The organism is Myxococcus sp. CA051A, assembly GCF_013336705.1.
Taxonomy (GTDB): domain Bacteria; phylum Myxococcota; class Myxococcia; order Myxococcales; family Myxococcaceae; genus Myxococcus; species Myxococcus llanfairpwllgwyngyllgogerychwyrndrobwllllantysiliogogogochensis.
Genome location: NZ_JABUMS010000017.1, coordinates 66,741 through 88,706, shown reverse-complemented (window position 1 = coordinate 88,706; position 21,966 = coordinate 66,741). Strand labels below are relative to the sequence as shown.

General features: G+C 70.1%; 13 protein-coding genes. 7 read left to right on the top strand and 6 right to left on the bottom strand.

Features of this window, described 5'->3' with window-relative positions; translation table 11 throughout:
- The 5 genes from HUA74_RS35995 to HUA74_RS35975 all read left to right on the top strand — a co-directional run bounded on the left by HUA74_RS35995 (position 1) and on the right by HUA74_RS35975 (position 7,754).
- A complete protein-coding gene (locus HUA74_RS35995) occupies positions 1 to 3,174 on the top strand; it encodes an efflux RND transporter permease subunit (protein ID WP_174458187.1) in 3,174 nt (1,057 codons plus the stop codon).
- A 78-nt stretch (positions 3,175 to 3,252) separates the two neighbouring features.
- Entirely contained in the window at positions 3,253 to 5,172 is a 1,920-nt protein-coding gene (locus tag HUA74_RS35990) for a patatin-like phospholipase family protein (RefSeq protein WP_141645845.1), read from the top strand.
- On the top strand, positions 5,169 to 6,137 hold the full coding sequence (locus tag HUA74_RS35985) for a 3-oxoacyl-ACP synthase III family protein (RefSeq protein WP_141645846.1): 969 nt from the start codon (positions 5,169 to 5,171) through the stop codon (positions 6,135 to 6,137). The genes HUA74_RS35990 and HUA74_RS35985 overlap by 4 nt, the downstream gene beginning before the upstream one ends.
- The gene (locus tag HUA74_RS35980) at positions 6,134 to 6,892 is read left to right on the top strand and encodes a lysophospholipid acyltransferase family protein (protein WP_174458186.1); all 759 of its coding nucleotides are present in this window, start codon (positions 6,134 to 6,136) and stop codon (positions 6,890 to 6,892) included. The genes HUA74_RS35985 and HUA74_RS35980 overlap by 4 nt, the downstream gene beginning before the upstream one ends.
- Positions 6,893 to 6,917: 25 nt before the next feature.
- Positions 6,918 to 7,754, top strand: coding sequence for an SDR family oxidoreductase (locus HUA74_RS35975; protein WP_141645848.1), 837 nt, complete (start codon positions 6,918 to 6,920; stop codon positions 7,752 to 7,754).
- Here the strand turns inward: HUA74_RS35975 and HUA74_RS35970 are convergent.
- From HUA74_RS35970 to HUA74_RS35955, 4 genes are all read right to left on the bottom strand, one after another.
- Complete coding sequence (locus HUA74_RS35970) at positions 7,744 to 8,631, bottom strand: methyltransferase domain-containing protein (protein ID WP_371745644.1); 888 nt, start codon at positions 8,629 to 8,631, stop codon at positions 7,744 to 7,746. The two genes, HUA74_RS35975 and HUA74_RS35970, sit on opposite strands and share 11 nt — an antisense overlap.
- The gene (locus HUA74_RS35965) at positions 8,624 to 12,166 is read right to left on the bottom strand and encodes a serine/threonine-protein kinase (protein WP_174458185.1); all 3,543 of its coding nucleotides are present in this window, start codon (positions 12,164 to 12,166) and stop codon (positions 8,624 to 8,626) included. Before HUA74_RS35965 ends, HUA74_RS35970 begins: the two co-directional genes overlap by 8 nt.
- 150 nt (positions 12,167 to 12,316) lie before the next feature.
- Positions 12,317 to 12,976, bottom strand: coding sequence for an exopolysaccharide biosynthesis protein (locus tag HUA74_RS35960; RefSeq protein ID WP_141645850.1), 660 nt, complete (start codon positions 12,974 to 12,976; stop codon positions 12,317 to 12,319).
- Between the two features lie 37 nt (positions 12,977 to 13,013).
- On the bottom strand, positions 13,014 to 13,556 hold the full coding sequence (locus tag HUA74_RS35955) for a DUF2378 family protein (RefSeq protein WP_141645851.1): 543 nt from the start codon (positions 13,554 to 13,556) through the stop codon (positions 13,014 to 13,016).
- Between the two features lie 142 nt (positions 13,557 to 13,698).
- Between HUA74_RS35955 and HUA74_RS35950 the strand changes: the two genes are divergently transcribed.
- Positions 13,699 to 14,910, top strand: coding sequence for a phosphatidylserine/phosphatidylglycerophosphate/cardiolipin synthase family protein (locus HUA74_RS35950; protein ID WP_217442073.1), 1,212 nt, complete (start codon positions 13,699 to 13,701; stop codon positions 14,908 to 14,910).
- A 108-nt stretch (positions 14,911 to 15,018) separates the two neighbouring features.
- On the top strand, positions 15,019 to 15,672 hold the full coding sequence (locus tag HUA74_RS35945; protein WP_174458184.1) for an SDR family oxidoreductase: 654 nt from the start codon (positions 15,019 to 15,021) through the stop codon (positions 15,670 to 15,672).
- A 37-nt stretch (positions 15,673 to 15,709) separates the two neighbouring features.
- On the opposite strand, the gene HUA74_RS35940 is transcribed toward HUA74_RS35945, so the two are convergent.
- Both HUA74_RS35940 and HUA74_RS35935 read right to left on the bottom strand, forming a co-directional pair.
- Complete coding sequence (locus HUA74_RS35940) at positions 15,710 to 20,485, bottom strand: hypothetical protein (RefSeq protein WP_174458183.1); 4,776 nt, start codon at positions 20,483 to 20,485, stop codon at positions 15,710 to 15,712.
- 419 nt (positions 20,486 to 20,904) lie between these two features.
- A complete protein-coding gene (locus tag HUA74_RS35935) occupies positions 20,905 to 21,687 on the bottom strand; it encodes an N-acetylmuramoyl-L-alanine amidase (RefSeq protein WP_174458182.1) in 783 nt (260 codons plus the stop codon).
- Positions 21,688 to 21,966 lie beyond the last annotated feature (279 nt).

Genomic DNA, 21,966 nt, shown 5'->3' with positions numbered 1-21,966 from the left:
ATGTTCACTGACTTCTTCATCCGCAGGCCCATCTTCGCCAGCGTGCTGTCCATCCTCATCACGCTGACGGGGGCCATCAGCATCCCCTCGCTGCCCATCGAGCAGTACCCGGACCTGTCGCTGCCGGAAGTGCAGGTGACGGCGACGTACATCGGCGCGTCGGCGGAGACGGTGGAGAGCGCCGTGACGACGGTGCTGGAGCGCCAGCTCAACGGCGTCCAGGGGATGCGCTACATCTCCTCCACCAGCAGCAACACGGGACAGAGCAGCATCACCGTGACGTTCGACCAGGACCGCGATTTGGACATCGCGGCGGTGGACGTGCAGAACCGCGTGGCCACCGCGTCGCCGCAGCTCCCCGCCGCCGTCAACGCGCTGGGCATCACCGTCAACAAGGCGCAGACGCAGCTGCTCATGGCCTTTGGCCTGTTCGACGCGGAGAACCGCTACGACACGGGCTTCCTGAGCAACTACGCGGACGTCTACATCCGCGACGCGCTCCTGCGCGTAAAGGGCGTGGGCGATGTGCGCATCTTCGGCGAGCGGCGCTTCGCGATGCGGCTGTGGCTGGACCCGACGGAGCTGGCGCGGCGCAGGCTGCAGGCCTCCGACGTGGTGGCGGCGCTGAGCACGCAGAACGTGCAGGTGGGCGCCGGACAGGTGGGCCAGGAGCCGGCGCCTCCGGGGCAGAACTTCCAGTTCACGTTGCAGGTGCAGGGGCAGCTCGCCACGGCCGAGCAGTTCGGGGCCATCGTGGTGCAGCGTGGCCAGGATGGCTCGCTGGTGCGGGTGCGGGACGTGGGCCGGGTGGAGCTGGGCGCGGAGAACTACGCGCAGTTGCTGCGCTTCAACGGCCGGGACGCCGTGGGCCTGGGCATCTTCCAGCTCCCGGGCTCCAACGCGCTGGAGGTGCGCGACGGCGTCGTCGCGGAGCTCAACCGCCTGCAGAAGAGCTTCCCCCCGGGCATGAAGTACGAGGCAGCCTTCGACACCACCGTCGCGGTGCAGGCGTCGATTGAAGAGGTGCTCGTCACGCTGGGCGAGGCGGTGCTCCTCGTCGTGCTGGTCATCTTCATCTTCCTGCACGGCTGGCGCAGCGTGCTGGTGGTCGCCACCACGCTGCCGGTGTCACTGATTGGCACCTTCCTCTTCGTCAGCGCGTTCGGCTTCTCGCTCAACACCCTCACCCTCTTCGGCCTCACGCTGGCCACGGGTCTGGTGGTCGACGACGCCATCGTCGTCATCGAGAACGTGGAGCGCACCATGGAGGAGGGCTACTCGCCGCGCGAGGCCACGCAGCGGGGCATGCGGCAGGTGGCCGGCGCCGTGGTGGCCATCGCCCTGGTGCTGTCCGCGGTGTTCGTCCCGGTGTCCTTCTTCCCGGGCACCACCGGCTCCATCTACCGCCAGTTCGCGCTCACCCTCGCCTTCTCCATCAGCCTCTCCGCGCTGGTGGCGCTGACGCTCTCCCCCGCCCTGTGCGCCCGGCTGCTGCGGCCTCAAGAGGGCCAGAAGTGGCTGGCGTTCCGCAAGTTCGACAAGGGCATGGACCGCTTCCGCGACAGCTATGGCCGGCTCCTGGAGAAGCTCATCGGCCCGCTGAAGTGGCCGGTGGTCATCGTGTTCGCGTTGTGCCTCGTCGGGACCGTGCTGGTGTACCGGGCCACGCCCTCCGGCTTCATCCCGGACGAGGACCAGGGCTACATCATCGTCGCCGTGCAGGGCCCGGAGGGCACGTCGCTCGACTACACGCGGCGGGTGCTGCTCCAGACGGAGGACGTACTGAAGAAGCAGCCCGAAGTGGTGGACATCTTCACCGTGGGCGGCTTCTCGCTCCTGGGCACCGGCGCCAACTACGGCACCCTCTTCGTCAACCTGAAGCCCTGGGACGAGCGCAAGACGCGCGAGGAGAGCGTGGCGGGCCTGGTGGAGCGGCTGCGCGGTCCGCTCATCGGCATTGGCGGCGCGCGCGTGCTGCCCTTCCAGCCTCCGGCCATCCGAGGCGTGGGCAGCGTGGGCGGCTTCGAGTTCGTCCTGGAGGACCAGCTGGGCGGACGCTCCCTGTCGGACCTGGCGAAGACGACGGAGGCGCTGGTGGGCAAGGCCAACCAGGCCCCGGTGCTGCGCGGGGTGTTCTCCTCCTTCACCGCCAACACGCCGCTGCTCGATATCCAGGTGGACCGGGAGAAGGCGCTGTCGCTCGGCGTGCCGTTGGACTCGCTCTTCTCCACGCTCCAGGTGTACCTGGGCAGCCAGTACGTCAACGACTTCACCTTCTCCAGCCGCGTGTATCGCGTGTACGTGCAGGCGGCGATGCCCTTCCGCAGCGAGCCCAGGGACATTGGCGCGCTCTATGTGCGCTCGGCGGGCGGGGACATGGTGCCGCTGGAGGCCCTGGTGCGAATCAAGCCCATCACCAGCGCGCAGAACATCCAGCACTACAACCTGTATCGCTCCGCGGAATTGAACGGGCAGGCGGCCCCGGGCTCCAGCAGCGGCGCGGCGCTGGAGGCCATGGAGGGCGCGGCGCGCGAGGTGCTGCCGGAGGGGTACACCTACGAGTGGACGGGCCTGTCGCTGGAGCAGAAGGAGGCAGGTGGGCGCGTGCTCCTCATCTTCGGACTCGGTATCGTGTTCGTGTTCCTGGTCCTCTCCGCGCAGTATGAGAGCTTCGCGCTGCCCTTCGTCATCCTCCTCGGGGTGCCGGTGGCCATGCTGGGTGCGCTCGGGTTCCAGAATCTGCGCGGCCTGCAGAACGACGTCTTCTGCCAGGTGGGGCTTGTGATGCTCGTCGGACTCTCCAGCAAGAACGCCATCCTCATCGTCGAGTTCGCCGAGCAGCTGCGTCACGAGGGAAAGAGCGTGATGGACTCCGCGACCGAGTCCGCGCGCACGCGCCTGCGTCCCATCCTGATGACGTCGTTCGCCTTCCTCATGGGCGTGGTGCCGCTGGTGCTCGCCTCGGGCGCGGGCGCGGCGGCGCGCAAGTCCCTGGGGACCACCGTGTTCGGCGGCATGTTGCTGTCGACCTTCGTCAACCTCATCTTCATCCCCGTGCTGTACGCGGTGGTGGAGTCCACGCGCTCCCGACTCCTCAAGCGGCACGAACACGCACGGCCCGATGGCGGAGGAACACCACCGCCCAACGAGCCGCCGCGTCCACAGCCGGCCTGAGCCACGTGGCGGGGCCGATACGACCCAATATCCCAAGCCGGAGGGTTCGCTATCCTCCGGCGATTCATGGCCCGCTCCATGCCCCTCGACGTCCAGCGTCGTCGGCTGTACGCGCTCAAGCGCGCTCCCGCATTGCGGCACACCAGCAACACCGTCCTCCTCCAGATGTTGGATGTGGCCTGGGATGTCACCTGGGCCAAGGACACGGTGCTGTGCGAGGAAGGCCAGGAGGCCCACGGCTTCTTCCTGCTGCTCGAAGGAGAGCTGGAGGCACACCGTGACGGCGAATTGCTGCTGACACTGCGTCCTGGAACCCCACTCGGGTTCGAGGCGCTGATGGGCGGCCACTACTCCGTCACCGCGCGCGCGGCGACCGCCTGCAAGGGCCTCTTCTTTCCACGCGATGGCGTGTGGACGCTCGTCCAGGCACGCGCGGGGCTGAGGCAGGACCTGAAGCGACTGCTGGCTCACGCGGAGCCACCGAAGCAGGAGGACCCGCTGCCGCAGGTGGAGGTGGTGACGTTCGCGAGCGAGGTGCGGGACACGCCGCTGTCCGAGCTCATCGAGCTGGTGGCCAAGGTCATCACCCACGACTTCAAGGACCGGGTGTTGCTGGTGCGCACGGCGGAGTCGGGCTCGGACGAGCTGCCGGTGAAGGGCGCGGACGGAGTGCTGCGCGCCACGGTGCCGGCGTCCGAACCAGGGGCGCCGGGACGCCTGAGCGTGGCGCGCCTGCGGGAGCTGGCCCGGGAGCACGACCCGCATTACGTCTTCCTGGACGGCTGTCAGGTGACGGGCAGCGCGCCGCTCGTGGACAAGCACGTGCTCCTGGTGACACACCATGAGAACACCCGGGTGCCGCGCCCTGGAAAGGACCGCGTGCTGCCCACGGTGGTCATCGACCCGAGACATCCGACGCGGGAAGCCGAGCTGCGAGGCCGACCCCATGAAGGCCCCCGCGCGGACGCGCATGTCCTGCCGCCCTGTCGCCTGCGGATGGACCTGCGACGACTGGCGACGCTGAAGGTGGACGCAAGGCCGTTGACGGAGGTGGGCCTGAGCCCCGCGGAGCGGGACGCGCTGTCACGCTGGGCCCGGGCCATCACCCACCGTCGCGTGGGACTGGCGCTCAGCGGCGGCGGAGTGTGGGGCTTCTACCATGTCCACATCCTGCGCTGGCTGGTGGAGCACCGCGTGCCGGTGGACTTCATCAGCAGCTCCAGCATGGGCTCGCTGGTGGGGGCCTACTTCTGCGGCACCGCGCTGGATGGCCACAGCGGCCTGGAGGGCCTGCACCGCCTGGAGGAGCGGGCCATGAGCCACCGGCTGTCGCTGGCGGCGATGGCGGCGGTCTTCACCACGTACTCGCTGGAGCACCTGGTGACGCAAGATTTGGGAGCCGTGGGGCTGGAGGAGCTGCCCATCCGCTTCCTGCCGGTGGCGACGGACCTGACGAGCGGCGAGTGCGTGGCGCTGGAGCGCGGCCCCGTGGCACGGGGAGTGCGCGCGAGTGGCTCGGCGCCCGGACTCTGGGCGCCCACGCTGGTGCCTCCCGCACGCTACGTGGACGGAGCCTTCACCAGCATGGTGCCCGCGAGCGTGTTGGTGAGCGCGGGCGCGGACCTGGTGTTCTCCAGCAACATCTTTCCCTTCGGCCTGCGTGAAACAGCCTGGATGCCGGAGAGCCGGGTGGGCCGATTCCTCGCGGGTCTCAATCCTGTATCGAGGGCGCTGGACCTTGTTGCCAGCGGTGTGTTGCTGTTGCATCGCAGCGGTGACGCGGAGAGCTTGATGGCGGACGTGAGTTACGACATCCAGTCAGCGGACACTCCGCTGAGAACGGCGATGGAGTTCACCAAGGCGCGAGACATCCTGAAGCGCGCCGCGTCGGATGAAGCGCTGGCCTGGAAGCTCACGGAGCTGCGCGCCCACTGGGAGCAGATGCGCCTGCACTGCGGTCCCCACGGGCGGCGCTGTGGAGGACAGCAGGCGGCATGATTCCCGTGCGAATCCTGGGAACGGCGAGCCTGCAGCCCGGCCCGGCCGTGACGACCGAGGAGCTGTGCGCGCGCGTGGGCCGTGACGCGACGGAGGTGCTGCGCAAGACGGGCATCCGCTCGCGGCACTTCGCGCCACCGGGGACGAAGGCGGCGGACGTCGCGGCCGAGGCGCTCCACGGCGCGCTCGTCGCGGCTGGACTGGAGGCGAAGGCGCTGCGGCGCATCTTCTGCGTCTCGTCCATGGGCGGGGATGTCACCACGCCCGCCACGGCGAACCGGGTGGCCGCGGCGCTGGGCCTGTCGGGGAGCTGTGACGCGATGGACCTGAGCAACGCGTGCATGGGCTTCCTGAGCGCGTTCGACCTCGCGGCGCGCTCGGTGGCGACGGGGCTGGGGCCGGTGGGCGTCGTCTCGGTGGAGCTGCTGTCGCGCACGACGACGCCGGACGACCCCAGGCCCTACCTGGTGCTGGGAGACGCCGCCGCCGCCGCGGTGCTCGGGGCCGGACGGCCCGGGGAAGGCGTGCTGGGCGTGGCGCTGGGCAACGACGGCTCGCTGCCGACGGACGTGGTGCTGGAGAACCCGCACGCGACGGGTAAGCCGGAGCGGATGCGCTTCCTGACGCCCAGCAAGGAGATGACGCGCGTGGCGCTGGACGCGCTGCTGCGCGCCGCGCGCACGGTGTTGGAGGAGGCCCAGGTGGCCCTGCGCGACGTGGAGTGGGTGCTGACACACCAGCCCAACGGGCGGATGCTGGAGGTCGTCCTGGATGCGATGGGCGTGGAGGCGGCGCGCGGGGTGCGCGTCGTGGACACGGTGGGCAGCGTGGGCTCCGCGTCGCTGCCCACGAGCCTGGACCGCCTGTGGCGCACGCGGCCGGTGAAGGCCGGGGACCGCGTCCTGATGGTGGGCGTGGGCGCGGGCGTGGCGCACGGCGCGGTGCTGTACCGGGTGGGAGGATGACGCGCGCCGGTGGGCTGCCTCTCGCCGCGTGGCTGGGCGCCTTCGGGTGGCTGCGGCGCTACCACCGCTACGAGGTGGTGAACCTGGAGCCGCTCTTGCGTCCTGGCGCCAAGCTCATCGTCGGCTACCACGGGCGCCCCCTCGCGGTGGACCTCTGCATGTTGACGGTGACGTTGCATGAGCACCTGGGCTACCTGCCACACGGCGTGGCGCACGGCGCCTTCGAGCGCATCCCCGGGATGCGCGCGGTGGTGGACGGGCTGGGCTTCGTCACCGGAGATGACCCCCGGCTGGCGGAGGCGGTGGCGCGAGGCGAGCACGTGCTGTTGCAACCTGGAGGCACGCGCGAGGGATGTCGCAGCTACCGGCATCGCTACCAGGTGAGCTGGGGCGAGCGGCTGGGCTACCTGCGGCTGGCGGTGCGTTACCGGCTGCCCATCGTCCCCGTGGGAGGCAGCGGCATGGATGACGCATACCTGGGCCTCAATGACGGGTACGCGCTGGGCAGACGCATGGGGATGCCGGCGCGGCTGCCGCTGTGGCTGGGCCTGGGCGCGACGGGGGTGTGGCCGCTGTCGCTGCCCTTTCCCGTGAAGATGACGCAGTGGGTGGGGGAGCCGCTGACGCGTCATCTGGAGCCGGGCTTCGACGCGGGCAAGCGAGAGTCGATGTTGGCAGCACACCAGGAAGTGGCGGGCGCCGTGCAGGCGCTCTTGGACCGGGCACGCGGCCGGCGGCCCGAGGCGATGGACTGAGCGAGGCAGGGAAGGCAGAGGGGCGATGAGCGACTCGGAGGAGGAGAGAGGCAAGGGAGAGCGACCATGGGCGCTCATCCTGGGGGCCTCTTCGGGCACCGGCGCGGCGATTGCCAACGCGGTGGCGCGCAAGCCGGGGCTGGATGTGTTTGGAGTCCACCGGGGCCGCTACGTGGACAACGCGGCGCTGGTGGAACGTCAGGTGAAGGAGGCCGGACGACGCGCGCTGCTGTGGCAGGCGGACGCGTCCACGCCCGAGGCGGCGGAGGCGGGTGTGCAGGCCTTGCGCGAGGTGGCGGGGCCGCGCTCGGTGAAGCTCTTCGTCCACTCGATTGCAGGCGCATCGGTGGGGCGGTTCCTGTCGGAGGGCGAGGACCGGCTCCACGCGCGGCGCATGCGCAGGACGTTCGACACGATGGCGCACTCGTTCGTGTACTGGGCGCAGGCGCTGGTGGCCGAGGACATGCTTGCGCCGGACGCGCGGCTCCTGGGGTTGCAGAACTCGCTGGACGAGACGCACCTGTCGAACACGGCGCTCATCAGCGCGTCGAAGGCGGCGCTGGAGATGTACGTGCGTTATCTGGCGATGGAGCTGGGCGGCAAGGGGCACCGGGTGAACCTGCTCAAGTTCGGCACGGTGCTCACGCCCGCGCTGAAACACGTGTACTCACCCGAGGCCCTGGTGCGACTGGAGGCGGCCCACGCGCGCATGAATCCCGCGGGACGCATGTGCACGGTGGAGGAGGTGGCGAACTTCGTCGGCGTGCTCACCGGTGACGAGGCGGGCTGGTTCAACGGCGCCACCATCGACTTCACCGGCGGCATGACGCTGCGTCTGTTGGACCTGGTGCTCAACCCGTGACGGGAACCACCGCGAGCTTCGGCATCCGGAAGCGCAGGCAGTAGAAGAACGGCGACACCTGTTCCTCCAGCACGTCCGTCGCGCGGGAGGGCAAGAGCTCCCGGGGACAGTGCGCGTCGCGCGTGTAGAACGTTATCGCTCGGAACGCGGCGCGCTGGAGGAGCGAGGGTCGGTGGGCCGCGTCCAGCTGCTCGTCCACCACCACCACCGGCGTGCCCGGCTTCGCCACGCGCGCCAGCTCTCGCAGTCCCGCGGCCGGGTCTCGATAGCCGCCAATTCCTCCCACGCTCAGCACCCGGTCGAACATGCCCGAGGGAAACGGCAGCGAGTGCCCGTCCGCCATCATCAACCGCACGCCCGGGTAGCTCCCCTTGCGCAGCCGATGCTGGCAGCGGCCCAGCATCCCCTCGCTCAGGTCCACGCCCCAGACCTGGACCTCCTGTCCCGCGCCCAGCTCGCGACGGATGAGCGGCAGGTTCGCTCCGGCGCCCACGCCCACCTCCAGGATGCGAAGGGGCGCTCCATCGTCCGACGAGGGGGGCAAGGCGCCCAGCTCCAGGCGCCGGATGTAGCCCGCGCGCATCTTCGACTCGGTGACGGACTGGAGCAGCGGCGTCAGCACCTTCGTCAGCGGGTCATGCAGCGCCGGCAGCCCGTCGTAGATGACGCGCATCAGCCGGTCCGTGCCGCGCACCGACTCCTCGCGATACAGCCGCGCGAGTCCGCGCTTCACCGGCCACGCCTCACCGCACCCTCCGCAGCGCAGCCAGCCCCACGACAGGCGGCCTTCCTCCTGCTGGCCGTGGAACACCAGTGTCCCGGCGCAGGCCGGGCAGGCCAGCAACGCGACGTCCCCTGCTTCCAATCCGCTACGCACCCGGACTTTGTAGCACCCTCGCCCGGGCCAGGTCGTCCTGCGCGCCCATGTGTTCGAAGCGCTCCAGTGCGCGTGTCAGGTGCGGACGTCTCGCCGGGTCCTCGGGCGGCAGGTGCCGCGCCAGCTCGAACCGCGCGCGAGCCTCCTCGTACGCCGTCTCCTTCGCCGTCGACATGGCGACACACTCGCGCCACGCCTCGTACGCGCGAGGCGCGTCACCCGACAGCCACGCCTCCAACCCGCGCCACAGCTTCGCCGCGGGCTGCGCGAAGAGGAACACCTTGGCGAAGCTCTCCACCGCGCGGCACGCCGCCCGCGCGTTCTCCAGCAGCGACACGTCGCGGCCCCCCTCGAGTTCCCAGAGCGTGAGCAGCACCTCCGCCACCGCCGTGACGGGGAAGTAGATGAAGTGCGCCACCGACTTTCCGGCCACCAGCTTCGCCAGGGCCTTCTCCGCCGCCACCCGCGCGCCGGCCAGGTCTCCCTCGCGCAGCCGCAGGAGCGCCAGCGAGCCATCCAGGATGATGCGGTCGGTGAGGCCGCCCTGCGCCTCCGTCCAGACCACCGTCTGCTCCAGGGCCGCGCGAGAGCGCGCGTGCTCCCCCAGGCGCAGATGGATGTACCCCTGGTAGTGCAGCGCCCAGTGCTGCGTCTGGAGCGCCCCGCGCCGCCGCGCCGAGTGCTCCAGCCAGTCCATCAGCGGCAGGCCCTTGTGGAACTTCCCCTGGTAGCAGGACACCACCGTGAGGAGCGCGCGGCACTCCTCCGCGAGCCGCAGGTCACCCACCGAGTCGACGATGCCGATGGCCCGCTCCAGCCACGCCTCCGCCTCCGCCCACCGCGCCATGTACGTCGAGTACACGGCGTTGCGACACAGCACGTAGGCCAGGTCCGCGGGGTTGCCCATGCGCTCGGCCACCTCGCGCGCCCGCCCCACCCACGCCTCCGCCACCGGACGCACCGGCACCGTGCCCGCCACCACCGCCATGTTGGTGTAGCCGCGCGCCAGCTCCGACGACGCGCCGGCGGGCTCGCACAGGTTGAGCATGCGCAGGCCCGCCCAGAGCACGGGCAGCGCCTCCTGCCCGTAGATGAACGCGTCGGTCAGCCGCATCAACAAGCGGCCAGCGACGCGACGCACCCGCCGCCGCTCCTCCGTCTCCACGTCGTACGCGTCCGGCCGCGCGCTCTGCGCCAGCCGCAGGCCCACCTGCACCAGCGTGCCCAGGGCCCAGCCCATGCGCGTGGTGGGCACCGGCCAGCCGAAGTGCCGCAGCGCCCGCTCCGCGTGTCCCCGGAACGCGGCCAGCTCGCCCAACTGGAAGCGCGCCTCGGCCAGCAGCGCCTCCAGGTGGCCCAGGTGCAGCGCGTCGCGCGCGGGCACCCGCTCCAGCGCACGCGCGAGGAAGGGCAGCGCCTCGCGACAGGCACCCACCCGCAGGGCCTCTTCACCGGCGCGCTGCGCGTACTCGGCCTCGCGCGTCGAGTCGCCCGCCTCGCCCCAGTGGTAGCAGAGCGCCGCCGTCCGCTCCGAGCCATCGCGGTGCGCCGCCTCCATCGCCTCCGCCACCCGGCGGTGCAACAGCGGGCGCTCCGCCGCGGCCAACTCCTCCAGCACGCCCTCGCGCAGCTTGTCGTGCGCGAAGCGCCAGTGTCCGTCCGCCACGTCCAGCACCGCCGCCGCCGCGCAGTACGACAGCCAGCGCTCCACATCCACGCCGGGCGCCGCGTGCCTCAAGAGCGCCACGTCCACCTGTCGCCCGACGATGGCGGCCACGCGCAGCAGGTCCCGCGAGCTGGCGGACACCTTCTCCAGGCGCCGCCGCACCAGCCGTCGCACGCCGCCCGCGAAGACGCGCTCCGGCAGCGGCATGTCGCCCAGCCGGTCCAACCCGCCCGCCTCCTCCGCCAGCGCTCTCGCCACCTCCACCAGGAAGAACGGGTTGCCCTCCGTCTCGCGGCGCAACAGCTCCACCAGGTGCGGCCGCCCACCGGCCGGGCCAATCATCGACTCGCTGAGGACGGCGATTTCGCCCGCGTCCAGCCGGGGCAGCCGCAGCACGTCCAGGCCTGGAAGCTGCGTGGGCAGCGTGGGCGCCTCGTCGTCGCGGAAGCTGCCCAGGAGCAGCAACGGCAACCCCGTGGCGCGAGCGGCGAGCCGAGACAGCAACAGCAGCGACTCCCCGTGGGCCCAGTGCAAATCCTCCAGGAGCACCACCGTGGGCTGCGTCAGCCGGGAGAAGATGTCCTCCACCACTTGCAGCAGGCGCGCCTGCGCCATCTCCGCGCCCAGCTCCGCGGGGTCCGGCACGGCGCGCCCCAGGATGAGCTCCAGGTCCGGCACCAGCGGCTTGAGGATGCTGGCCTCGCGGTCATCCAACGGCGTGAGGATGGACAGCCAGCGCAGCACCGGGCGCCACTCCTGATACGGACTGCCGCCCGCCGCCACCGCCTGGCCGCGCAACACCACCGCGCCGCGCACCAGCGCCAGGGGCCGCAGCTCGTCGAGCAGGCGCGACTTGCCCACCCCGCTCTCTCCACCCACCAGCAGCCCGCCGCCATGCCCCAGCAGCGCCGCGTCCAGCACGGAGGACAACAGCGACAGCTCGCGCGCGCGGCCCACGTAGCGCGCGGCCTGCAGGAAGCTCTCGCGCGTGGTGACGGACTCCGCGGGCACCGGGCGATGGGTGGCCGCGCACAGCGCAGCAATCACCTCGTCCGCGCTGCGAGGCCGCCGCCGCGAGTCCTTGGAGACCAGGCGCTCCAGCACCTCGTGCAGCGCCTCCGGGAAGTCCGGGGGCGCCGGCGGGGCCTTCCCGTCGAAGGGCAGCCGTCCGAAAATCATCTGGCACGCCATGGCGCCCACGCTGAAGAGGTCCGTCACCTCCGAGGGAGGCTGGTCCTCGAACAGCTCCGGCGCCAGATAGCCTGGCGTGCCGCCCGGCTGCGCGCGGTGCACCTGCTCGCGTCCCACGGCGAGCCCGAAGTCGAGCACCTTCACCTGCCCACGCGCCACCAGCACGTTGGCGGGCTTGAGGTCGCGGTGGATGATGCCTCGGCGGTGCAGGTACGCGAGCGCCTGGAGCGTCTGCACCAGCAGGTCCACCTGCACGTCGAGCGGCTGATTCACGCCCGCCTGCACCAGGTGCCGCGCATCCTCCAGCAGGTCCATGGCCAGGTACGGCCGGTGCTCGGCGTCGAAGCCGTAGTCGAGCACGCTGATGACGTGGGGATGTCTCACCGACGCCAGCGTCTGGAACTCGTGGGCCAGCGACAGCGCCAGCTCATGGCGCGCGGCGGAGGACGGGGTGTTCTCGCCCACGGGCGGCTTCACCAGGTCTTCCACCGTCTTGTGCAGCCGCTTGATGGCGACCGGGCCGTTCAGCAAGTCCTGCGCGCGCCACACCGTGCCCGCCCCGCCCCGCCCCAGGAAGTCGGCAATCCGGTAGCGCCCCCCGACGACCTCGCCGTCGAAGAGACGGCGCGCCGGGTCCTCGAGCCGAGGCTGTGTCGCATCCAGTGGGATTGAACGCATGTGCGGGGGGCCGCCCGCCGGCATGATAACGAAGATTCAGGTTATCCGGGGGGTTGCTTTCACCCGGGTGATACACGGGTTGTTACACACCCGGCACCGGGCGCCTTTCCTACTGCCCTCCGGGGTAGGAGGGCCCGCCTGCCGGAATGTTCAGCGGCCGATGAGGCTCGCCAGGCCCCGGCCGCCCTGGATGGCGCCGAAGATGAGGGCTCCGAAGTAGCCGATGGTGCCCAACGTCATGCCGTGGCCCGCCAGGATGGCGTAACCGTCACGCTGAAGAATGCCGATGGCGAAGAACAGCGCGGCCAGCGCGGGCAGGGTGTTGCTGAACGGCACGAGGCCGAACGGCGCCATCAGCAGCACGCCGGCGACGAACAGCATGAAGCCGTTGAAGCGGTTGGTGCTGGCGCCGTGGGTGAGCGCGAGCAACCGCGGCTTGCTCAAGCGGTCCACCTTGGTGAACACGTCGGCGCCCTTCTCCAGCGCGGGCTGGAGCGACGCGCGCGCGAGCTTCCTGTCCATCAGCTTGCGCGGCAGCCAGGGCACGCGGTTGAACGTCACGCCCACGCCGATGAGGACGATGAGCGCGCCGAACACGGTGGAGACGCCCGGGACGGACACGGGCAGGAGGAAGGGGAACGTGAGGATGCAGCAGAAGAGCAGCAGGCCCTGCTCGCCACACGACTGCATCAGCTCGCGCACGGTGAGCGACTCGGGCAGCCGCGCGGCCAGGGACCGCAACGTGGCGGACAACTGGGTCTGGGTGTCGGAGAACTGAGCGGAGGGCGAGGACGACGAGGGCGTGGACATGGACGCCCGCTGACTACCACGACCGGCCGGCCCGTGGTCAGCTCCAGGCGATGTCGTACACCGCCTCCTCGCCCTCCCGACGAACGACCTGTACGGAGGGGTGACGAGCGCCGCTGGCCTCGAGTCCCGCGAGGAAGAGGCCCACATAGAAGCCCGCCACCACCACGGGCCGGCAGGTGAGCGCGTAGCGCCCGGGCCCCCGAGGCTCCAGCGACGCCTCCAGGTAGTTGGTGCCCGTGCGCAGGTTGCGCGTCATCCGCGCCAGCATCCGTTCAGGCCCCAACAGGCGCACGGTGGTGAGCAGCGCGCTGCCGATGAGCGTGGAGCCGAAGCCCTCGACGAAGCGGCGGCCCACGACGACGGCGCCCTCTTCCAGCGGCATCTGCGGCGCCAGCGTGTCCGCGGCCACCTTCAGCGCGCCCAGCCACACCTCCAGCGGATAGGCGGGGGCGAGCCGTCCGTTCGTGTCGATGCCCACCTGCTTGAGCCGGCCGACGCAGCGCTCATCGAGCTGGTCTCCCAGCGCGCGGATGAGGCCTTCAAAGCTCTGGGGGAAGACGAGAGGCTCGCGGGTGTCCAAGGCGGGCGGATGCTAGACACAGGACACCGCGCTCCGCATCCGGCAGGTTGCCGAATTCGCGGGAACTGAAACATCCACTGGTGAACATCTGTCTCGTCCTCGGGGATGACCCAGGGAGTGCGCGTGCCTATCTCGAAGGCGCATGCGCGGGTGGGTGGCCTGGGTGGTGGCGGCGTGGGTGCTGACGGGGTGCCCCGTCGCGTGCACGGAGGAGCGACCGAAGCCGTTCCAGCTCACGGGTGAGGTGGGCTCGCACGGGCCGGACTTCGCGGTGGCGCTGTATCAGACGGTGGGTGTGCGCATGGCGCCGGGCAACCGGCTGACGTGGGCCAACAACGGCGCCGTGTTCGACGTGATGGAGGAGGAGATTCGCAAGGCGCGCTCCTCCGTGCACCTGGTGATGTTCATCTGGCGACCGGGGCGTGCGTCGGACCGGATGGTGGCGGCCATGGCCGAGCGGGCGCGCGCGGGGGTGGCGTGTCGGGTGATGGTGGACCCCTTGGGCAGCGCGGGCTTCGAGACGGACGTGAAGCCACGCCTGGAGGCGGCGGGCTGCCGGGCGCACCTGTTCCGACCGCTGCCCGCGGACGAGAACCTGGCGCGCAACCACCGCAAGCTCTTGGTGGTGGATGGCCGCGTCGGCGTCACGGGCGGGTTGGCGATTCAGGACGAGTGGCTGGGCGAGGGCCTGCGTGAGGAGGAGTGGCGCGACACGAACGCGCGCGTGGTGGGCCCGGTGGTGGAGCAGATGCAGCAAGCGTTCGCGGAGAACTGGCAGGAGACGACGGGAGAGCTGTTGCCCGTGAGCGACTTCCCCACACTGGCGCAGCCGGTGCCCGGGCTCGACGACGCGGGCGCGGGCTGGGCGGCCTTCGTGGGCAGCACCGCGAACCCCGAGGTGACGCGAGCGGAGCGGCTGACGCAGTTGATGGTGCGCGCGGCGACGAAGCGGCTGTGGATTGCCCAGTCGTACTTCACGCCGAACGGGCCGCTGTCGGAGCTCTTGCAGGAGCGGGCGCGCGCGGGAGTGGACGTGCGCGTGCTGGCGCCGGGGGACCTCAACGACCAGGAAATCATCACCGTGGCGCAGCGCGCGACGTACTCCTCGCTGTTGGAGGCGGGCGTGCGCGTCTGGGAATACCAGCCGTCGATGATGCACGCGAAGACGATGCTCGTGGATGACCGGCTCGTCCTGGTGGGCTCCATCAACTACGACCCGCTGTCCTTCAATGTGCTGGAGGAGGGCTCGCTGGTGCTGGAGGACCTGGACGCCGCGAAGCAGATGGAGGCCTTCTTCCTGGAGGACCTGACACACGCACGCGAGGTGGGTGACTCCGGGCAGGCGCGGCGCTGAGCAAGCGCGACACGTCCGATAGGCGGCGTCGCTTCGTGGGCGGACTGGGCAGCCTCGCGACAGTGTGCTGAAGAGGGGCCACCCCTTCCCGCCGCTGGAGCCGCCGCCATGACGCAGCCATCCCGCCTTCTCTTCGTCGCCGGAGCCACGGGCGCCACGGGGCGCAACGTGGTGAAGCAGGCCCTGGCGCGCGACGTGCCGTTGATTGCACACGTGCGCCCCAAGAGCGCGGACACCGAGCCGGCGCGGAGCTGGCCGCGCAAGGCCGTCGTCGAACTGGCGAGCGGCGAGCCGCTGGCCGAGGCGATGAAGGGGAGCACCACGGTGCTCCAGCTCATCGGCACGATGCGCAAGCGCTTCGCGTCGGGGGACACGTATGAGTCGAGCGACATCGGCACCACGCGGCAGCTCGTGGAGGCGGCGAAGCGCACGGGGGTGGACCACCTTGTCCTGCTCAGCTCGGTGGGCGCGGGCCGGCCGGTGGGGGCCTACTTGAAGGCGAAGGCGGAAGCGGAGCGGCTGGTGCGCGAGAGCGGCATCCCCTGGACGGTGGTGCGCCCGCCCGCGTTCGAGGGCGAGTACCACCGCCCGCCCGCGCTGCTGCGCACGCTCTCGAAGCTGCCGCTGCTGGGCGGGCTGCGGCCCATCCACCTGGACCAGCTGGCCGCCGTGCTGCTGCATGTCGCCCAGAAGCGAGCACCGCTGAACACGGTGCTCGAAGGGGACAGTCTGTGGCAGGAGGTGGCGGCGGCCGGCGCGTGAGTTCTCCACGTGCCGGCCTGGAGCCAGGGCCTCGCGCTCAGCGCGTCTCGCCCGTCACCTTGGGGAAGTACTGGTCGAGGAGCCGGAACCGCTCCGGCATCAGGGCCCGAATCTCCTCCTCGTGGGGCGTGCCGCGGACCTGCTCGTAGAGCTTGACCGTCTCGGAGAAGTCCTCCTCGGCGGAGTCCGTGGCGTAGTTGGACGGAATCACCACGTCGCGCTCGGCGGCGGCGGCCCAGTCCTGCCACTGCTGACTGCTCGGCCCCCCCCACTCTTTCTTGGAGATGGTGTGAGCCAGCTCGTGGACGAGGGTTCCATTCACCTGGTCCTGCGTGCGCTTGTCGGGCACGGGATGGATGGACACCTGCCCATTCTGGTCAGCGGTCATGTACGCGCGGAAGTTGGGATTGCCGGTGGCCCGGGCGTTCTTCGCGTCATCCTTGTGCGGCTGGTTGCTCACCGTCACATTCTTGAGGTTTTCCCGAGCCCAGGGCGGCAGCGCTTCGATTCCCCGGGCGACCTCCTCCAGGGTGGGCAGGTGCATTCCCGCAGGCACCTGATTGGGGGGCGGCATGGTCACGATGTAGTCGCGCCCACCCACGGTGACGCGGTGGTCAGTGGTGCCCGACGGCCGCGTACCGAGGAGCTTCGTCGGGTTCTCCAGAGGCCGAGGTTCACCCTGCTCCGGGACGGTGGGCACCTGTCGGGGAACACCGGCGCGGTCACCGCCCGTGGGGCTCGACAGGAACCTCCGCAGATAGTCGGTCTGCTCCGTGGCGTTCTGCTCGTTGGGGTCCAGGTAGCCACGATTGACGTTGTTGAAGAGCGACTGCCGCATGGGCTGCGACAGCTGCGGATTGTTTCCTCCCGCCAGGCGCACCAGCGCCTCCTGCTCGTTGCCCTGGAGGCCGGCGAACCCCTGGCTGTCGAGCACGGTCTGCAACGTCCTGCGGTCCTCGGGGCCCAGGTTGTTCCAGGCCGTGTTCACCGCCTGCTGCACGCCCTCCGGCAGCGGGCGCCCGTTCGCGGACGTGGGCGCATCCTCGCGCGCCACGTATCCACGGCCGGTCGTCAGGGAGTCCACCTGCGCCGCATGCGCGTTGAGCTGGCTCTCCACGCTGGCAATCTGCCGCTCCATGTCCGCGAGCTGCGCGGCCGTGGTCGGCGTCTGATTGCCCGTGGCACCCGCGATGCCCTGATTGAGCGTCGCCTGCGCGGCCTCCAGGCTCCGGAGGATGTTGGAGAGCTTCTGCACCTCGAGCCGTGACTCGAAGCCCTGGCTGCCGTAGCCCGGCATGCCGGTGATGGCCTGCTTCACCTTATCGATGAGCTGGCGCGCCTTGCCCACCGCGCCCTCGTAGCGCTGGAGCACCCGCGCCGTCTCCATGTGCGCCTGGATGTCCTCGGCCGTCGCTTCCGGGCCCGCCTCGATGCGCACCCTGCCGTCGTCGTAGCGCACGTGCGTCGTGCGGCCCTGGAGCTCGGGGTTGCGCACCACGGGCACGGGGGGGCGTCCCGTGTTGTCCGTTCCCACCTCGGGCGTCTGCGCGGGCGTCGTGGCGCCCGGCCGGTCCGTGCGCGACGGGCCTGCCGTCGGGGGCACGGGGATGAGCTGTCCCGTCGCGGGGTTCACCCGGTACTCGGTGGGCGCGGGACGATTCTCCACCGTGTTCTGGGGAGGCCGCCCGGTCTGCTCGGGTCCACCCGTCGTGCCGGGCCGGGTGTCGGTGCCCGGCGTCGTCGTGCCGGGTCGATTGTTCGTGCCCGTCGTCGTCGTGCCCGGTCGGTCCGTTCCGCCCGTGGTGCCGGTATTGCCCGTCGAGCCGTTGGTGCCATCCGAGCCATTCGTACCGTTCGACCCGTTGGAGCCGTTGCTCCCCGACGTCCCGTCGCGCCTGCGTCCGCCGACGCTGACGGTGGTGCCCGCGCCGCCGTTGGCGCCCTCGGCCGTGACGTCGCGGTGGCGGGCGTTGACCTCGAAGTCCACCACGCCCAGCTTCGCGCCCACGCCCAGCTCGCGGTCCTTGAACGAGCCCGAGGTGAACTTCGCCTCCAGGTCCAGGCCGTCGAAGGCGTTGTCGAACTTGCCGTCCATCAGGTTCTTCGTCACCTGCTGGAGCTGCTCACCCTTCAGCCCGCTGATCTCCGCGGTGAAGAACTTCCCCTCGGGCCCCGCGTCCACCGAGCCCGACACGGAGATGCTCGTCTCCGCGGGCCCCGCGAACGCCGCGGTGGCGGGGCTCGCGATGAACGCCAGCACGTCCTTGGCGTCCAGCTTGCTGGCATCCAGCGGAATCTTCGTCTCCAGGCTCACGGAGCCGGTGACTTCTCCGCCGATGTTGAGCCCCGCGTCACCCTTGAGTCCTCCGGCGATGCTCGCCGCGCCGGAGCCCTCGATTTCGAGCGACCGCACCAGATGCGTGGGCTTGCCGTTCTCGAACTCCACCCGGAAGCTCGCCGTCGCGCCGATGCTGGCCGACAGCTCCGCGCTGGCCGGACCCAGCTTCCCGCCGAGGCCCGCCTCCGCCTCCGCGCCCATGTTCACTTCCATCGCCGACAGGTGGTCGAGGAGGAACTTGTGGTCCTCTCCACCGGAGGCCAGCGCCGCGGGCCCCTTGCCCAGGATGACGGCCGCCTTGGCCGCCTCCTCCGGCGTGTCGAACGTCATCTCCATGCGGCCACCGGCCGACACCGACGCCGAGCCCACCAGGCCCACGCCAACATCACCCGTCACCTCCGCCGACAGCTGGTACTTCCCGTCGGCCGTCTTCTCGACCTCGACCTCGCCTTCGATGCCGGCCTTCAGGCCCACCTTGACGTCGAGGTTGCCGCTCAACGTCAGCGTGTCGCCCGGGCTGTTGAGCTTCTTGATTTCGTCCGCCACCGCGCCTTCGATGGGCGCGGTCACCTGGTCGATGACGTAATCAATCGGCTTGAGCACCGCGTCCTTGGCGAAGCCCAGCGCGTCCTTGGCGAAGTCTCCCGCCGCGCCCGCCAGGTCCCCGAGCCCCTCGGTGACGAAGTCCTTCGCGTCCTGGTACCAGGGGAGCTGGCGCTCCTTGTCGAGTTCCTTGGGCTTCGCGCCCGACGCCACCTTGCCGTCGGCGCCCGTCTCGAACTCGACGTGGTCGTACTTCCACCGGTTGTCGTCCGCCTCCTGGAGGCTCTTCACCTGCGTGGGCTCGTGCTTCATCTGGAGCTGGCCGTCGGGGCCCACGGTGCCGGAGGAGTTCAACACCGTCTGCGTCCGGTTCGCGTAGCCGTCGTCGAAGCGGCTGCCGTCCGGGTCATACCCCGTCACGGTGGTGTTGCTGGTGATGTTGCCCTGCGTCTGCTTGGTGAGGGCGGGCAGCGAGTCGGTGGACGCGGCGTCCTTGGGCCCGTAGGTGACCTCCTGCTGGCTGCGCGCCACCTGCACGCCGTTGCCGTTCTTGTCCGACGCGAGCGGCTGCGTGGACACCGACTCCGTCTTCTGCGTGGAGGTGGCGGGCTCGCCCTGCGCGTTGAAGCGCGTCTCCTCCGTCAGCGTGAGGCTGGACTCGCCGGGCTTGAGGGTGGTGGGGTCCCGGTTCGTGTCGTGGTGGTCCTCGCCCTTGGAGGCGTCGTTCAGGGCCTTGCCCTGCTTCGCCTCGAAGTCACTGACGGCGTTCGCGTCGAAGCCCGGAGTGTGGATCTCCGTCTTCTTCACCTGCTTGGCGGGCAGGCCCTGCGCGTTGAACTCCGTGTCCGTCGTGACCGTCGTCGGGCCCTGGGGCGTGTTGGGCCGTCCCACCAGCGCCGCCGAGGGCTTCTCCATGCGCACCTCTTCGGAGCGCGACTGGGGCAGTGCCGTAGCGGGGTTGTACTTCGTGGTGGACGTGGTGGTGGTGGCGCCCGTCTCCGGGCTCTGCGTCGTCTGGCTCTTGCGCGACTCCAGGCTGGTGGTCTTGCCCTGCGCATCCGACGACCTCGTCCACGTCGTCTCGCTCGTGCCACCTTCCTTCGGTGACTCCTTCGCCGTCACCGTGGACGTGTAGCTGCCATCGGGCTTGATGGTGACGGTGTTGCCGCTCTTCGCGTCGGACAGCACCGTCTCGCCGGTGGACGCGTTCTTCTTCACGTCGTAGTTCGCGCCCGAGGACGGGTCGGTGAACTTCTGTCCGTCCGCCAGCTTGGAGGCGTCCTGGACGTCCTTCGCATCCACCGCGTCGAGCGAGGCGGGCGACCCGTCCACGGGCTTCGGCGCGGGGACCTCCGCCTTCGGGGGAGCGGTGGTGCCGAGCAGCTTCTCCAGCTCGGCCGTGCGACTGGAGCCCTCGAACGCGGAGACAAGCTCGTTCTTCTTCGGCTTGACGCTGTCGATGTCCTTCTGGGTGAAGGGAGGAGTCTTCTTCTCCTGGGTGGCGGCGGTGTTCGCCTTGCCCATGGCCTCCTCGGCCTTCTTCGCGGTGAGGGCCACCTTCTCCTCGGCGGCCTGGAGTTGCTTCTCCGCGGCGGCGGCCTTCTGCGCGGCGGCCTGCTTCGCCTTCTCGGCGTTGGCGGCGGCCGTCTTCGTCTTCTGGGCATCCTCCGGTTTCTGCCCGGGCTTCTGCGCATTCTTCTGCGCGTCGGCGGCGGCCTTCTGCGCGGCGGCCTGCTGTCTGCGTGCGGCCTCCGCGGCCTTGCGTGCTTCCTCCGCGGCCTTGCGCGCGGCTTCGGCGGCTTTGCGCGCGGCCTCCGCGGCCTTGCGCGCTTCCTCTGCTCGTTGCCGAGCTTCCTCGGCGCGACGCGCGGCCTCGGCCGCTGCAGCGCTCGAAGTTCCAGAACCACCACCCGTAGGTGACAGACCGCCCATGGAACATCCCCTTTTCGTCAGAACCGACACCTCATTATCGGAGGAATGAGAAAACGATTTCCTCCGACACTCCTGAGGGTCTGGATAGTTGCTGAATGAGTCCTATCCGGAAACAGGCGTTAGATACCAACAGGCCTGCCCGCATGCAGAGCAAAGACTGGCAGGGACGCGCAGCAACGCCTCGCAGCGACACGCGGTGAAAACCAGGCACCCCGCAATGTCTGACATGTGGGCTTCGCCTGCCCACGGAATGGTCTCACCAGAATTCTGGGAGCCACATCAAACCAACCAGGCGAACGGATTCGCAGTGCGAAACGTAGGGGCCCTAACAGAGTGCCCGCCGCGCGCGCCTCCAGAAACACCAAGGGCCCGAGCGGAGACTCCGCCCGGACCCGAGGTGACTTCGTCGAAGTCGCGCGTCAGTTCTTCGCTTCGGTGGCGCGGCGGATGCGGTCGAAGTCGAAGTTGGGCGAGGGGTCCTGCTTCTTGTCGGTGATGTCCTTGTGACCGACCAGGTTGTCCCCAGGCACGTCGTAGCGCTTCGCCAGGTAGGGCACGAGCTGCTCGAGCGCCTTGTACTGGGCCTCGGTGTAGCCGTCCTTGCCGTCGCCCTCGTTGACGATTTCGATGCCAATCGAGCGATCATTCACATCGCCCGGCTTGCCCGGCAGCGAGCCCTCTCCAGCATGCCACGCGCGCTTCTCGTCGCCGACGAGCTGGTAGATGGTGCCGTCCTTGCCAATCAGGTAGTGCGAGCTGACGTCGCCCCGGCCCGTCAGGTCCTTGTACTTGGATTCGAGCCAGCCCATGACCGACGTGGGCTTGCCCGTCAGCGTCTCCAGGCTGCTCTCATCCGAGGGGTCCGCGGTGTGGTGCAGGACGATGGAGTCGATGTCCTGTCCCGCGGGCCTGTCATTGAAGTTCTTGGAGGGGCGGACGACCATTTCCGGCGTCGGGTTGGTGGGGTCCGTGGAGATGGGCGTCAGCGGCTGCGGCGCCGCGGGCGCGGGCGGCGGCGTGGGGGACGGGCCCGGGCTCGGAGAGGGCGTGGGGCGCGCGGCCTTCGGCTGCTCGAAGCTGTCCACCGGCTTCGGCGTAGGGCCCGCCGTCGGCTGGGGCGGCGGCGGAGGCGGACGCGGCTCTTCGGACCTGAAGGGACGCAGGAGGGTGTTCTGAACAAAGCGCTGAAGCGGAGCAACCATGGGGTGTGGTCTCCAGGGAAAACAACGACGTGACTGGGTTATCGCGCACCCGGTGTTCCCAGTTGCGGTTTCTTCGAGAGAAAGAACCCCGCACCCACCCGGAGTTCCTCCCGGTACCACCTCACGGTTCGAGGCCGGCGACGCTGTAATGCGCGGGCGGCCCATCGAGGTCCTCGGCGGCGCCTTCGCGCCATGGCCTCGCGGCGGAACCGCACATCCATGGATCAGCCCCAGGCACCATCGCGAGCGCCGTGGACCTGTGGTTGGCCGCACAGTGGC